The sequence below is a fragment of the Pseudohalioglobus lutimaris genome, from assembly GCF_002866825.1.
In the GTDB taxonomy this organism is placed as follows: Bacteria; Pseudomonadota; Gammaproteobacteria; order Pseudomonadales; family Halieaceae; genus Halioglobus; species Halioglobus lutimaris.
In genome coordinates, this window is the sequence record NZ_PKUS01000040.1 from 37,798 (window position 1) to 51,873 (window position 14,076).

Consider the following 14,076-nt stretch of genomic DNA (forward strand, 5'->3'; position numbering starts at 1 on the left):
GGGAATCCGGGCGACTTCACATTAACACCTGAAAAGGGGAATCATATGAGAAGTATAAGCAAGATTCTGACTGCCCTGGGCGGTACCGCTGTTGTTGCTGGCTTTGGTGTCGCCACAGTAGCGAATGCGCAGGACGAGGAATGGGATACGGCTGGATTTGTGGAGAATGCGACATTCTACCGCGACGGCCATGGTATCTCGAAATCCCGCAATACCGGCCAGTTTGAATTCAGTAAGGATTTCGGCAGAAAGTTCGGGATGAATAGTTTCCGTGTCAGCGGCACCCTGCGGGCTACCTACGATGCTGTCTATGACCTCAACGATGATGAGTACGGAAAAAATGCCGGTGGCTCACGGAGCTTCCAGAACTTCGGTAGCACCACCGCGCAGGCTATCTACGGTGGCAACGGTAATTCTCCCTGGGGGCAATCGATTCTGGGAAATGGCGGGCCTCCCGGCGCTGTCCCCCCCGGTTTCCTGTTTGACGTGAGTCGTAATCCCAACGAGGGTTTGAAGGTTCTCGGTGAGGACATGCACGATCCAATGGGTGGTGTGACTATCGGTGTGCCGGTGCGTCCCTGTGATAAAGACAGTCGTGGTTGTGGGCTCAAGGATTACATGGACCACGACACCAATGACTTGCGGTTCCCGGAGTTCAATGATCAGCTGGACTTCATTCGCGAACTGTACGTTGAGGGCAGCGTACCCACGGGCGACATGTCCGAGTGGTTTTTCCGCGTTGGTAAGCAACAGGTGGTGTGGGGCCGTACTGACCTGTTTCGGGTGCTTGACGTGATCAACCCCGTGGATTTCTCACGCCACAATATCTACGACGAACTGGAAGATATTCGTATTCCCCAGTGGATAGCTACAGCGGAGTATCGTTGGGGTGCCACCGAGATGTTTGAGGACCTCAACCTGCAAGCGGTGTGGAACTTCGATGAGTTCCGTCCCAACGCTCTTGGGCAGGGCGGTACGCCGTACTCCATCCTGGATGCGGGTTCCTTCTTCCGGGCGATGAACAACTGTTGGGAAAACGGTTGTACCGTTTCAAACTTCGTGCCGGCCGGCGCCATTGGTCTGGACGATCCTGGTCTGATCTCCGCAGATTTCGCACCCGGCGTTATCGGTATACGCAAGGTGAATCTGCCTGACGGCCACGACCAGGGCGGAATCAAGTTGGAGGGTGTCTACAAAAGCGTGGGCTTCTCGCTCAACTACTATCATTACTACCAGCAGTTGCCGGTACTGCGTGGTGACATCCAGTCCACCAACGCCTTTACCGGCGAGGTTGCCGACTGGAGTCACCTCATTGCCTTTGACATCGACTTCCCGGAAGTAGACCTGATCGGCGGTTCACTGGACTTCTATCTAGACTCGATCAAGACCGTGTTCCGTGTCGAGACGACCTATACGCAAGGTGAAGAGTTCGCCAACACCCTGGAAGCGGACCTGTACTCCGATTCAGACGTGTTCCGCTGGGTGTTGGGTGTGGACCGAAATACGTTCATCCCCTTCCTCAACAAGAACCGGGCCTTCCTGATTTCCGGTCAGGTTTTCGGGCAGCACCTTCTGGATCATGAAACCGCTAGAGCCCCACTGGGCGAAGTGGGTATGCCCGACTGGGAGGACAACTACATCATGACTTTGCTGGTCAAGGGCTGGTACAAGTCTGACACCATCAGTCCCCAGGTCATCGTTGCTTATGATTATGAGGCTGAGGCCGGGACATTCGCGCCATCCGTCGATTGGTTGATCAATGATAACTGGCGTCTCATAGTGGGCTTCAATATCAAGTTTGGTGATGGTATGGGTGACCAGGAGTTTGACGATTGTCGTACCTGCAACCCCTTCCCACCCTTCACCGCGACCCCGGCCCATGCTGATCCTATGCAATCCGGCTCAGTGGGTCTTAGCGGTGTTCAACCCCTTGGGCGCTTCCGTTCCGGCCCATTGGGTAGTGCCAGCGAGGAAGACGAGTTCCAGGTCACACTGCGCTACCGCTTCTAAACAAGATAACAATCAGGAGATATGACAATGATGAAAAGAACACTTGTGAGCATCGTGTTGGCGTCGTCCCTAGGGGCAGGCCTTACTCACGCTGTGACGCTGGAAGATGTCGAAAACTCGTTCTACCCCTACCGCGATGGAGGGCCCTCATCGCCAGGGCTTGATGTGGGTATGACTATTAACGCAGGCAATGTGGCCCAGTTCCAGGATGTTCTGGATGAGGCTGTGTTTGAGCAGATCAAGGATGGTTGGTTTGAGATGAAGGTTGGTGAGACAACTTCATTCGACCTGCACCCTAACTATGTCGAAGCGACCCGCAAAAGCGTGGGGCAGGTTACGCTTGGGGAAAAGCTGGGGCAGATCAACGGCTTCGTGGCAGGCCGTCCCTTCCCCGAGGAGCCCAGTGCAGATGATCCACGGGCCGGTGAGAAGCTGGCCTGGAACTACAAGTACGGCTACAACTGGGGCGATAACGCAGCCATCTCACCATTCTACTGGCGCTACCGCGACATGGATTCAGGTAAGGTGGAGCGCACCCTGAAATTCAGCTTCCACTTCCTGAACTACAAGCATCGCGTTAACCAGGAACCGGTGCCGGAGTTCGCCGACAACCCTTCCGACCTGTTCCGCGCGATCTATGTACAGGTGCTGGAGCCCTTCGATGTGAAGAACACCCAGCTGTTGATTCAACGCGCCTCTGATGATGTCAAACCCGATAACACCTGGCTCTACCTGGGGTTTCAGCGCCGGGTGCGCCGTCTCGCTTCGGGCCAGATCACTGACTCTTTCCTGGGTGCGGACCTGATGATCGAGGACTTTGAGGGTTACAACGGGCGTATCTCCGATATGAACTGGACCTACAAGGGCACCAAGAACGTATTGCTGCCATTTTATAACCACAACGATCTTGAGCTGGCTACCGATCTGGTGGAGAGCGACGGATACCAGTTTGTAGATTTTGCGGGCAAGGGTGGCTGTTACCCCAACATCACCTGGCAACTGCGTAAGGTGTACGTACTCGAAAATGACCCGATCGACGATAATCACCCGATCAGCAAACGAGTGCACTATATCGACGCCCAGACTTTCACCATCCCACGCACTCTCGTGTACGACCGCAAGGGCGACCTCTGGAAATCGTTCATAATCGGGCAGGCCCATCCGGACCATCACATGGCGAAGAACAAAGGGACCGGCGTTTCTATTGACGACTCTTTCTCTATGGTCGATGTACAGGCAGGTCACTGCACCACCGGCCAGTTCAAGGGGCAACTCGATCCTGGATTGAATCCGCCCAAGTTGTTTACAGTCCAGAATATGCGGGCCAAGGGCCGCTAGGTCTCTCTGAGTGTTGGCCAGCGCCTCTCCCTGTCGTTTTGGTGGGGCGAGTGCTGGCCCTTTTTTTTAAGGTAGATATTTCGATGCCAGAATCAGTAGATGTAAAACTCTTTTTCAATTTTCGCAGCCCATATTGCTATATCGCCTCGAAGACGCTTTTCCAGATTTATGATGACTATCACGCCACGCTGGTGTGGCGTCCGCTGGGAGGATGGTCCGGCCGCTCCTCGCCGGACAGGGCAAAGGTAAAAGTACCTCTGACCCGGCAGGATGTTCGTCGCATCACGCAAAAAATGGGCATCCCGATGAATCCACCGCCCATTACCACTGATCCTACCCTGGCGGGTGCCGCCTCCCTGTTGGCAGAAGAGCAGGGTGTGCTGCGCCAATGGATTGTTGAAGTGATGCGCGCGGAATGGGCGCTGGGCCTGGATATTGGCGAGGAGCAGGTGCTGTTGGATGTGGGGGAAAAGATCGGCTTGGAACGATCGAGCCTGCAGGAAGCCTTCGTTAATCCGGACTACCTGCAGCAGTTGGAAAGCAACTGGACAGAAGCACAGAACCTGGGCCTCATCGGCGTGCCCAGTTTTCAGGTAGGCGAGGAACTGTTCTGGGGTTCAGATCGCATTGAGTATGTACTCGATCACCTGAATGAGCTGCGCCTGCGCAGAATTTAGGATGCTGGAACTCTACACTCATCCCATGTCACCCTGCGCACAGAAAGTACGTATTGTGTTGGCAAAGACGGGGCAAGATTGTCCGCCACCTCCATTGAAGCGATGATTAACCTGTATCAGCGCACAGACTGCCCTTTTTGCTGGAAGATCCGCCTGGCACTAGCGGAGCTGTCTGTGCCCTATGAGATAGTGAACACTAGCCTTGGTGAAGTGCATCCTGAGGTGCAGCGGCTGAGCCCGACTGGAACCGTTCCGGTATTGGTTGACGGCGAGGTGGTGATCTGGGAGTCGGGTGTGATCCTTGAGTACCTGCACACGAAGTTTCCGGCGAGTAAACTGATGCCAGTCTCCCCCGCCGCAGGTGCCCATGTCCGCTCGCTTCACGCCTACTCGGATAAGTGTGTGGGCCCCGCTCTGCGCGACCTGGTGTTTGAGAAACGCTCCCGGCCGGCAGAGCTATGGGATACCCAGTTGATAGCCGACAGCGAGCAGCGTTGGCAGCAGTGCCAGGGTTATCTGGAAGCACAGCTGGGTAGCTCGGTGTTTTTTGGTGGCCCGGCGTACAGCGCCGCCGATTGCGCGCTGGCCGCCCGCTGTGGCGTCGCAGAAGCCTATGGCACAGGGGTAGGGGGCAGTTACCCGGCTCTGCTACGCTGGTATGAACGGATAAAATCCCGGGACTCCTGGTTGCAGGCCTTTCCCAGGTCATTTATCGGCAGTCGGGAATAGACAACTATTTGAACCGGTTAATACCGCAGGGGCGTGTAAGATTGCGCCCTGCATTTCAGGAGGTAGTGAACAGGATGATGGAACAGTCGAAAATCGATGCCCTCGGGGACGAACTCTATGCAGCTCTGCGTGGCTGCTCAACATTGTTGCCGTTGACTGACAGGGAGAGTGATATCCAGATCGAGGATGCCTATCACATCAGCCAGCGTATGGTCAGCCTCCGGGTTGAGCGGGACGGCGAAAAAATCGTCGGCAAGAAAATCGGTGTGACCAGCAAGCCGGTGCAGGAGATGCTGGGCGTGTTCCAGCCGGATTTTGGTTTCCTCACTGACGCCATGGAGTATCCGGATGCCGCAGAGATTCCCATCGCAGGCCACCTTATTGCCCCCCGTGCTGAGGGCGAGATCGCCTTTCGCTTGAAAAAGGACCTGGTTGGCCCCGGCGTGACCGAGGCCGATGTGCTCGATGCCACAGAGACCATTATTCCCTGTTTCGAAATCGTCGACTCGCGCATTGATGACTGGAAAATAAAGATAGAGGATACCGTGGCAGACAACGCCTCCTGCGGTGTCTATGTGCTGGGCAAGAACGAGGTAGACCCTCGCGACTATGACCTGCCCAACCTTAAGATGACCGTTTATAAGAACGGCGAGGTACACTCCGAGGGTATGGGCAGTGCTGTGCAGGGTAACCCGCTCACTGCCGTAGCCTGGCTGGCCAATACGCTGGGTGAATTCGGTATTCCTTTCAAGGCCGGTGAAGTGATTCTCTCGGGCTCGCTGGTGCCGCTGATTCCGGTGGTGGCTGGCGATGAAATGTCGCTGGAGATCGAGGGTATCGGTGGCTGTAGCTGCAAGTTCGTCTAGCGCTATGCTATATGGGCTGACTCTGCGAAGGTCCGCCGGCCATCAGATGAGAGGGCCGGCACAGCGCAACCGCGATTGAAGCAGCAAGAAAATTTTCAAGTACTCAAAGAGACAAGACATGAGCAACAAAATCAAAGCGGCCATCATCGGCCCCGGTAATATCGGCACCGACCTGCTGATGAAGGCGAAACGCAGTGAGTTCATTGAGCCCGTGTGGATGGTGGGTGTAGACCCCGAATCCCCCGGCCTCGCCAGGGCGGCGGAGATGGGGCTTAAAACCACGTCAGAGGGCGTGGACGGCATGCTGCCTACCATGAAAGAGGACGGCGTACAGATCTGCTTCGACGCCACCTCCGCATACGTGCACGCAGAGAACAGCCGCAAGGTCAACGAGCAGGGCGCGGTGATGATCGACCTCACGCCTGCCGCCATCGGTCCATTTTGTGTGCCACCCGTTAACCTTACCGACGCCGTGGCGGCTCAAGCCATGAACGTCAACATGGTCACCTGCGGTGGCCAGGCTACCATCCCGATGGTGGCAGCGGTAAGCCGGGTGCAGGAAGTGACCTACGGCGAAATTGTCGCCACGGTCAGCTCCAAGTCCGCCGGACCCGGTACCCGCAAGAATATTGATGAGTTTACCCGCACCACTGCTCGCGGTATTGAGAAGGTGGGCGGCGCTCACACCGGCAAGGCGATCATTATTATCAATCCCGCCGAGCCACCGTTGATGATGCGCGACACCGTGCATTGCCTGACCCATGACGACCCGGATCAGGAAGCCATCACCCGGTCAGTACATGACATGATCGCCGAGGTGCAGAAGTATGTGCCCGGTTATACGCTGAAGAACGGTCCGGTATTCGACGGCAAGCGGGTGTCCATTTATATGGAGGTGGAAGGCCTGGGTGATTTCCTGCCCAAGTATGCGGGTAACCTGGACATTATGACGGCGGCGGGATTGCGTACTGCGGAAATGTACGCGGAGGAAATACTGGCCGGGAATTTTAAACCTGTAGCGGCGTGATGTTTAGAGTCGTGGTGCTGTAGAGCATGCACCAGGACTGTGCGAGGCATGGATGCCGAGCCCAAGCCTACATGGATGTATTTACGGCGGGTCCTGGTGCGTGCTCTACAGCACCGTGACATCGCCTGTTGCGAAACGAAGAGAGTTAACGTAATGAATCTGCAAGGAAAGAAAATCACTGTTCACGATATGTGCCTGCGCGACGGCATGCACCCGAAACAGCACCAGATCACTGTTGAGCAGATGGTGACCATATCCAAGGCGATGGACGACGCGGGTGTGCCGCTGATTGAAGTGACCCACGGCGACGGACTGGGTGGTACCTCGGTGAACTATGGCTTCCCCGCCGCCAGCGATGAGGAGTACCTCAGTGCGGTATGCAAGGAGATGAAAAATGCCAAAGTCTCAGCATTGCTGCTGCCCGGTATTGGTACGGTCGATCACCTGAAAATGGCGGTGGACTGCGGTATCTCCACCATCCGTGTGGCCACCCATTGCACCGAGGCGGATGTGTCTGAACAGCACATCACCATGGCGACCAGTATCAAGGGTCTTGATACGGTTGGCTTCCTGATGATGGCGCACATGATCGAGCCCGAAGAGCTGGTGGTGCAGCTCAAGCTGATGGAAGACTACGGCGCCAACTGCGTCTACATCACCGACTCTGCCGGTTACATGCTGCCCGATGACGTGACCTCGCGCATCGCCCTGGCGCGTGCCGAACTCAAGCCGGAAACAGAGTTGGGTTTCCACGGCCACCACAACCTCGCCATGGGCGTGGCCAATTCTGTCGCTGCGGTAGCGGCGGGTGCCAACCGCATTGACGGTTCGATGGCCGGCCTGGGTGCCGGGGCGGGCAATACGCCGCTGGAAGTGTTCATTGCTGTCTGCGATCGCATGGGTATTGAAACCGGCGTTGATACGTTCAAGGCTATGGATATTGCCGAGGACCTGATCGTGCCGATGATGGATCATATGGTGCGTGTTGACCGGGATGCGCTAACCCTGGGTTATGCGGGCGTTTACTCCTCCTTCCTGCTGTTTGCGAAGCGCAGTGCCGAGAAGTACAACCTGTCCAGCCGCGACATCCTGGTGGAACTGGGCCGGCGCCGCACGGTGGGTGGCCAGGAAGACATGATTGAGGACCTGGCTCTGGATATGGCGAAGGAGCGTGGGACCATCTGAGTCGTGGGCTGAAGTGAAGGGGTAGACGGTTACAGTCTGCTCCGATTGACCGGGCGTGCTGGTAACAGGTGGCGGCGGGCCCGGAATCTTTTCTCGGAACGCCCGCCGGGGCCATAGCCTGCTGCCAAAAGGACCCAGTTTATGAGCCAAACCAATCAAGACAGCGGTCCGGTAACTATCTCGATTTCTCGACGGGTGATCCCGGGGAAAGTACTGGAATACGAGCAATGGGTACAGGGCATCACCGCCGAGGCGGTTAAATTTCCGGGTCACATGGGTGTTAACGTTATTCGTCCGACACCACCCTCCACCGAGTACGTTACCATCTTTCGCTTTGACACCTATGAACACTCCAAAGACTGGGAGGAGTCCGCCACGCGCGCTGAGTGGCTGGCGCGCCTGGCAGGCATCACCGAGGGAGAAGACGCCGTAGAGAAGGCCACCGGCCTGGAGTTCTGGTTCAGCCTTCCCGAACTCCCCGCGGCCCATCCTTCTCCGCACAAGATGGCCCTTGTACTGCTGGTGGTAGTCTTCGTGTTGGTATTGGCGATCAACCTGTTGCTGGGGCCGCTGCTGTCAGACTGGCCAATGGCCATACGGGTATTCATTGGCGTATTTTTGCAGGTCATGTTGATGACCTATTTCGTCATGCCGAGGGTAACGCGGCTGCTCAAGTCCTGGTTGTATGGATAAGCGTGCCAGTAGCGCAACTGATTGAATGATTCACAAGTATCGGAGCTGCTCCATGCAAAAACTGGCTTTTAGACTTCTATCAATGGTTGTTTTTGCAGGTGCGGTGGGTGCGTCAGCGCAGGAAGCGCCGGCTTTGGCAGCGGAGTTTTCACCGGTGCTGGTAGACGGTGATAGCCCATTGCTTAAATCCGGAGCGACCGTTGGTTCCGATAACGTCGATCAATACAGTCCGTGGCTGGATGAGGTCGTTGCCGAGCGAATTCGAGCCGGCGATTTTCAGTTAACGCTGGGGCCGGGCCTGAAGTTCCCTACTCATCCTCGCTATATTCAGGCCACTGAGCGCCATGCCGGTGAACCCGATCTCGATTCGGAGCCGGGTGAACTGGCGGCCTACGAGGGTGGCCGACCCTTTCCGGGGCTGACTGCCAGCGACCCGCAGTCCGGCGTCAAGGCGGCCTGGAATATGCGCTATGCTTATGCGCCGGATGAGATCGAGACGGCACACTTTATCTGGCGCTACCGGGACATGGCTAGTGGTAAACTCGAGCGCACTCTGAAGATGTACGGTGCAATACTTCGTTACGCCTACCGACATTCCCATGATCCCGTTCCTGCGCTGGAGGACAATCCGGCGCAACTCTTTTCAGCAATGTACCTGCGCGTCAACAGCCCGCTGGATATCCGCAATACGCAGTTACTGATTCACCGCGCGTTAAAAGACAGCGCCCCGGAACAGGCCTGGCTTTATCTCAATACCCAGCGGCGGGTGAAACGCATTGCCACTGGACAAAAGACCGACGCCTTCCTCGGCAGCGATATCATGATCGAGGACTTCCTCGGCTACAATGGCCGGATAATAGATATGGAGTGGACGTTGCTTGGTAGTAATGAACTGCTGCTGCCCATGTATGCCCACAGCCAATTGGACCTGGGCGGGCAGGAAATCAGCGAAGGCGGATACAGGGATATTCCCTTCGCTGGTGCGGGCGCGTGTTTTCCTGCCGTCACCTGGCAGTTACGCAAGGTCTTCCACCTGCAGGCGGTGCCGCGAGACAGCCGCCATCCTTTATCAAAGCGTCATTACATTATCGATGCTGCTACCTTCAGCCCGGTGCTGACACGAATTTACGACCGGGGCGGCCAGTTGTGGAAGCTGGGTATGGTGGCGCTGAGCCACTCCGACTACCACACGCCCGGGAACAAACCCTGGCAGGGCGTAATTACTGATGCGGTGTCGATGATTGATCTGCAGGCCAGGCACTGCACTACGCTCAATATGAATACCCGGCTGGCGCAGGATCCCCTGCGTCACAAGACGTTCAACACCTCATACCTGCGGCAGATGGGGCGCTAGGGCATGGGTTCGCAGTACCACAACCCCAGGCGACTAGCGATGCCAGCGTCTGCCTTGCCTTCACATCAGCAATGGCTCAAGCCGGCGACAAACCGCCATTGACTGGCAATAGCTGCCCGGTGACCCAGGAAGCCTCCTCGCTGGCGAGATAGGCAATGGCGTTGCCAACATCCTCGCCAGTGCCCAGTCGCTTCACCGGTATCCCCCTGGCAACGAATTCGACGACTTCTTCCGGGAGGTTGTCCATAGGCCCCAGAGCGACGGCGTTGGCGGTGATTCCTGCGTCAGCTACCTCCTGTGACAGATTGCGGATGAAGTGCACCGCGGCTGCCTTGCACGCACCGTAGATGCTGACGCCGACTTTAGTGCCTACTCTGCCGGCATCGGAACTCACCACCAGTATGCGCCCCCAGCCTCTCTCACGCATACCTGGCAATACAGCGTGCGTGCAATTGAGTGTGCCGTAAAGGTTCAGGTCTATCATGGGACGCCAGGTATCGGGAGACATGTCTGCAAAGGACTCCAGTTGCATACCCTCGTGCCCGGGAATGCCCGCATTGTTGACCAGTATGTCCACGTCACCGCAGGTGCTCACCGCAGCGTGAACCGCGTCATAGTCGGTGGCGTCAAAGGGCAGGGCGGATGCGTCCAGCCCTTCCTGCTGGAGTTGCTGGCAGGCCGCTGCAGCGCGATTTTCAAACAGGTCATTGATCAGCAGTGTCGCGCCCTGTTGCCCAAGGACCCTTGCAATGCCTATACCTATACCGCGGCCTGCCCCGGTAACCAGTGCCGTCTTGCCGGAAAGATCTAACATGCATCGCTTCCTGTTCTACCTGTGGAGAATTAGACTTACTGCGTTTTACGCTACCACAACAATGAGAGCTGTGCCTGCGCATGCCTGTTGAATACCTGCTGGTCCCAATCGCGTTCCTGACCTCGGCTCTCGCCGGGGCCATTGGCATGGGCGGCGGCGTATTGCTGATTGCAGCAATGCCCGGACTGGTGCCTGTGGCTGCGATATTCCCCATTCACGCCTGCACGCAACTGGCCAGCAACCTGTCACGTGCCGGGTTTGGTTGGCGACACCTACAGTGGAGCATGATTCCTCCGGTTACATTGGGGGCAGTGCTGGGCGCCTGGATAGGCGGTGAGGTGTACGCCAGCCTGAATCTTCATTGGCTGCCAGCCATTGTCGGCGTACTGATTCTGTTGCTGGCGTGGATGCCGCTGCCGCAGTTACCCGGGCGAGGTCAGTTCAGTCTGCTTGCACTGGGCTTTTACCAGACGGGGCTTGGCATGGTGGCGGGCGCCACCGGCCCGCTGGGCGCGGCGGTGTTGTTGCGCAGGCGGCAGCAGCGCGACTGGCTGGTGGTCAACACCGCGGTGTACATGAGCATCAGCCACATATTGCGTGTTGCTGCTTTCGTCGCCATTGGCTTCAGCTTTGCTCCCTGGTGGCACCTGGTCGTGGCGATGGTGCTGGCGGTAACCGCGGGGTCATGGGTTGGTACGCTGCTGCGCGGATTCATCCCGGAGCTCGACTTTCAGCGCGCTTTCAAGGTGCTTGTGACTTTGCTGGCCTTGCGTATGATCGCGCTGCCGTTCTACGAGAGTTAGCCGTGGTCGCACAACAGCCAGCAATGAGTGATGAGAGGCGCGGTTTTTTATTGGGCGTGACGGCCTATCTTATCTGGGGGTTTGCCGCGCTGTACTGGACTCAGGCTGAACCGGTGAAAGCCCAGGACCTTCTCGCCCACCGCGCCTTCTGGTCCATGCCTTTTGTATTGCTTTGCCTGCTGTTTATCGGCCGTTTTCGTGCCGCCCTGGCGATTCTGCGACAACCGTGGACCATGGTGATGATGACAACGTCCGCGCTTCTGGGCGCGACCAACTGGCTGGTGTTTCTCTGGGCCATCAGTCACGAGCGCGCGTCCGAGGCGGCTCTTGGTTATTTTCTCCTGCCACTGGTTAACGTGGTGATCGGCCTGACCGTCTTTCGCGAGTCTATCGACACGCCGCAGAAGGTGGGCGTAGGGTTTGCGCTTGCTGCGGTGCTGTTGCAGGTGTCTTCTCACGGCGGTTTGCCGCTGGTGGCATTGGGGCTGTCGCTGAGTTTTGGCTTGTACGGCGGAATTCGTAAAAAGGTGAACGTCGGCTCCCTGGAGGGCTTGTTTATCGAAACGCTGGTGATGTCGCCCTTTGCCCTGGCCTGGATTGTCTATCGCGAGGGTGCCGGGCTGGGCCAGTATGGCCTGGGTGTTGACCTCGTCCTGCTGGGCGCAGGTGCGTTTACCGCCATCCCCCTGATAGCTTATGTAGCGGCGGGGCGTCTGCTGCCGCTGTCTGCGCTGGGATTGGTATTCTATATTGGCCCCACGGCGCAGTTGCTGGTTGCCGTGTTTGCTTTCGGAGAAGCCTTTACTGGCGTGCAGGCTGCTGCTTTTGTCCTGGTCTGGATTGGTCTTGCCTTTGTTACGGTCGATAATTATCGGCGTTCACGGAAACTGCGGCGTCAGCGGACACTGTCCGCGGAGGGTTGATCCGTTTATGAGTCGTTTATTCAGGGAGTTGTTGAAATGAGAAATACGCTGTTGCTGTTTATTCTGCTGCTGCCGCTGCTGGCGTGTGCCGGGCAGGCGCAGCCGGAGGCGACGAGTGCAGGTGGCGAGTTTCGGCCTGACAGCCGGCCCATGGCGAAGACCCTGGTGTATGAATGCGAGGGCGGCGCCGAGTTCATCACCCGGGTGGGCCCTGGCGAAATGGCGCTGTGGTTCGAGGACCGCTACCTGGTGTTATCCCAGGTGCGTTCCGGTTCGGGCACGCGCTATGAAGAGGGCGATGTGGTGTTGGTAGCCAGGGGGGAGGAGGTGGTGCTGGAGGTCGCGGGGCGCAGTTACCACAACTGTCGACTGAACCCTTCGCGCGCACCCTGGGAAGATGCCCGGCGCAGGGGCATAGACTTTCGCGCCACCGGCAACGAGCCTGGTTGGTCGCTGGAACTTCGTGGCAGTGAAAGCCTGCTTTTTGTAGGCGATTACGGCGCGACCACGCTTCTGTTTCGTGAGGTTGCGCGCACTGACGAGGGCGCGCAAAGATTTTACGAAGCACGCCAGGGGAGTGATTACATCAGCGTCAGTGCTGTTGAGGAGACTTGCACAGACAGCATGAAAGGGGAGTCCTTTCCGTACACTGTCAGAGTGAACTTGAACGATCGCAGTTATGGCGGATGCGGGCGTGATTTGGATCACCCCTGGGAACGGTAATACTACCAGGGTCCTGGTCCGCCCACGACATTTCTCTTGATTAGCATCAATGCCTCGAAAGGGCCCCCCCCCTACCATAGCAACAGCTGATACGGGAGCGGCGTTGCTCCCGCGTCAATATCCAAAGACAGGAGTGAATCATGAAGAAAGTTCTTACCCTCGCAGTTGCCGCTGCGCTCGCTGGCGGCACAGCAATGACCCACGCTTATGAAGCCGGAGACTGGATTCTGCGTGCTGGCGCCGTCACTATCTCACCCGATGCTGACAGTGACCAGGTACCGGGCCTGGGGGTAACGGTAGACATTGATGACGACACCCAGCTGTCCCTCATCGGTACTTACATGGCCACAGAGCGGTTTGGTATTGAGCTGCTGGCTGCGACGCCTTTTACTCATGATGTTGATGTGCAGGAAGTTGACCTGCAGGCTGGTGAAGTTACGCACCTGCCTCCCACCCTGTCTATCCAGTGGTATCCCCGTGGTGGCAGCAGCGGCTGGCAGCCGTACTTTGGCCTGGGCGTGAACTACACTTTCATCTACGATGAAGAGGTCAATAGCGATCTTGAAGGGATTGTCGGTAAGGCTGACCTGGACCTGGACGACTCTTTTGGCCTGTCCGCTTCTGCTGGTGTCGATATTCCTTTTGGTGATCACTGGGCTTTCAACGCTGGCATCTGGTACATCGATATTGATTCCACTGCTGAAATCACTCTGCGTGAAGCGGGTAATGCCAAGGTTAAGTTCGATGTGGATATCGACCCCTGGGTTTACAACATCGGTATAGCGTACAAGTTCTAACGGAATCCCATCGACCGGCTCACCTACGGTCTGATGGCGTCTGGCCCCTCACTGCAAGTGTGGGGCCTTTTTTATGGTTCATCGCACATTAGCGGGAAATGAGGCATTCAAACGATGAGGCATTCAAACAAAGCGGA

At 57.1% G+C, this 14,076-nt stretch carries 14 protein-coding genes; 13 read left to right on the forward strand and 1 reads right to left on the reverse strand.

Annotation, left to right across the window (positions count from 1 at the left end; all coding sequences use genetic code 11):
• The first annotated feature begins 45 nt into the window (after positions 1 to 45).
• The 9 genes from C0039_RS19110 to C0039_RS19150 all read left to right on the forward strand — a co-directional run bounded on the left by C0039_RS19110 (position 46) and on the right by C0039_RS19150 (position 9,879).
• A complete protein-coding gene (locus C0039_RS19110) occupies positions 46 to 2,010 on the forward strand; it encodes a DUF1302 family protein (RefSeq protein WP_076000723.1) in 1,965 nt (654 codons plus the stop codon).
• A 27-nt stretch (positions 2,011 to 2,037) separates the two neighbouring features.
• Positions 2,038 to 3,348: a DUF1329 domain-containing protein gene (locus C0039_RS19115; RefSeq protein ID WP_076000724.1), complete on the forward strand. Its 1,311-nt coding sequence runs from the start codon at positions 2,038 to 2,040 to the stop codon at positions 3,346 to 3,348.
• Positions 3,349 to 3,431: 83 nt separating this feature from the next.
• Positions 3,432 to 4,025, forward strand: coding sequence for a 2-hydroxychromene-2-carboxylate isomerase (locus tag C0039_RS19120; protein WP_076002330.1), 594 nt, complete (start codon positions 3,432 to 3,434; stop codon positions 4,023 to 4,025).
• A 78-nt stretch (positions 4,026 to 4,103) separates the two neighbouring features.
• The gene (locus tag C0039_RS19125) at positions 4,104 to 4,754 is read left to right on the forward strand and encodes a glutathione S-transferase family protein (protein ID WP_084179703.1); all 651 of its coding nucleotides are present in this window, start codon (positions 4,104 to 4,106) and stop codon (positions 4,752 to 4,754) included.
• A 74-nt stretch (positions 4,755 to 4,828) separates the two neighbouring features.
• Entirely contained in the window at positions 4,829 to 5,620 is a 792-nt protein-coding gene (locus C0039_RS19130; RefSeq protein ID WP_279304952.1) for a fumarylacetoacetate hydrolase family protein, read from the forward strand.
• Positions 5,621 to 5,738: 118 nt separating this feature from the next.
• Complete coding sequence (locus C0039_RS19135; RefSeq protein ID WP_076000725.1) at positions 5,739 to 6,647, forward strand: acetaldehyde dehydrogenase (acetylating); 909 nt, start codon at positions 5,739 to 5,741, stop codon at positions 6,645 to 6,647.
• Between the two features lie 153 nt (positions 6,648 to 6,800).
• Complete coding sequence (gene dmpG / locus C0039_RS19140) at positions 6,801 to 7,832, forward strand: 4-hydroxy-2-oxovalerate aldolase (RefSeq protein WP_076000726.1); 1,032 nt, start codon at positions 6,801 to 6,803, stop codon at positions 7,830 to 7,832.
• A gap of 141 nt (positions 7,833 to 7,973) precedes the next feature.
• Complete coding sequence (locus C0039_RS19145) at positions 7,974 to 8,525, forward strand: putative antibiotic biosynthesis monooxygenase (protein WP_076000727.1); 552 nt, start codon at positions 7,974 to 7,976, stop codon at positions 8,523 to 8,525.
• An 82-nt stretch (positions 8,526 to 8,607) separates the two neighbouring features.
• Positions 8,608 to 9,879 (forward strand): DUF1329 domain-containing protein, encoded by a 1,272-nt coding sequence (locus C0039_RS19150; RefSeq protein ID WP_243391669.1) that lies wholly within the window; start codon positions 8,608 to 8,610, stop codon positions 9,877 to 9,879.
• Between the two features lie 76 nt (positions 9,880 to 9,955).
• Here C0039_RS19150 and C0039_RS19155 read toward each other — a convergent pair whose 3' ends face one another.
• Positions 9,956 to 10,693: an SDR family NAD(P)-dependent oxidoreductase gene (locus C0039_RS19155; RefSeq protein WP_076000729.1), complete on the reverse strand. Its 738-nt coding sequence runs from the start codon at positions 10,691 to 10,693 to the stop codon at positions 9,956 to 9,958.
• Between the two features lie 80 nt (positions 10,694 to 10,773).
• Between C0039_RS19155 and C0039_RS19160 the strand changes: the two genes are divergently transcribed.
• The 4 genes from C0039_RS19160 (at position 10,774) to C0039_RS19175 (ending at position 13,939) form a co-directional block, all read left to right on the forward strand.
• On the forward strand, positions 10,774 to 11,496 hold the full coding sequence (locus C0039_RS19160; protein ID WP_101518989.1) for a sulfite exporter TauE/SafE family protein: 723 nt from the start codon (positions 10,774 to 10,776) through the stop codon (positions 11,494 to 11,496).
• A 23-nt stretch (positions 11,497 to 11,519) separates the two neighbouring features.
• The gene (rarD, locus tag C0039_RS19165) at positions 11,520 to 12,419 is read left to right on the forward strand and encodes an EamA family transporter RarD (protein ID WP_165787194.1); all 900 of its coding nucleotides are present in this window, start codon (positions 11,520 to 11,522) and stop codon (positions 12,417 to 12,419) included.
• Positions 12,420 to 12,455: 36 nt separating this feature from the next.
• Positions 12,456 to 13,142, forward strand: coding sequence for a COG3650 family protein (locus C0039_RS19170; RefSeq protein ID WP_101518991.1), 687 nt, complete (start codon positions 12,456 to 12,458; stop codon positions 13,140 to 13,142).
• Between the two features lie 140 nt (positions 13,143 to 13,282).
• A complete protein-coding gene (locus C0039_RS19175) occupies positions 13,283 to 13,939 on the forward strand; it encodes an OmpW/AlkL family protein (protein ID WP_101518992.1) in 657 nt (218 codons plus the stop codon).
• The last annotated feature ends 137 nt before the right edge of the window (positions 13,940 to 14,076 follow it).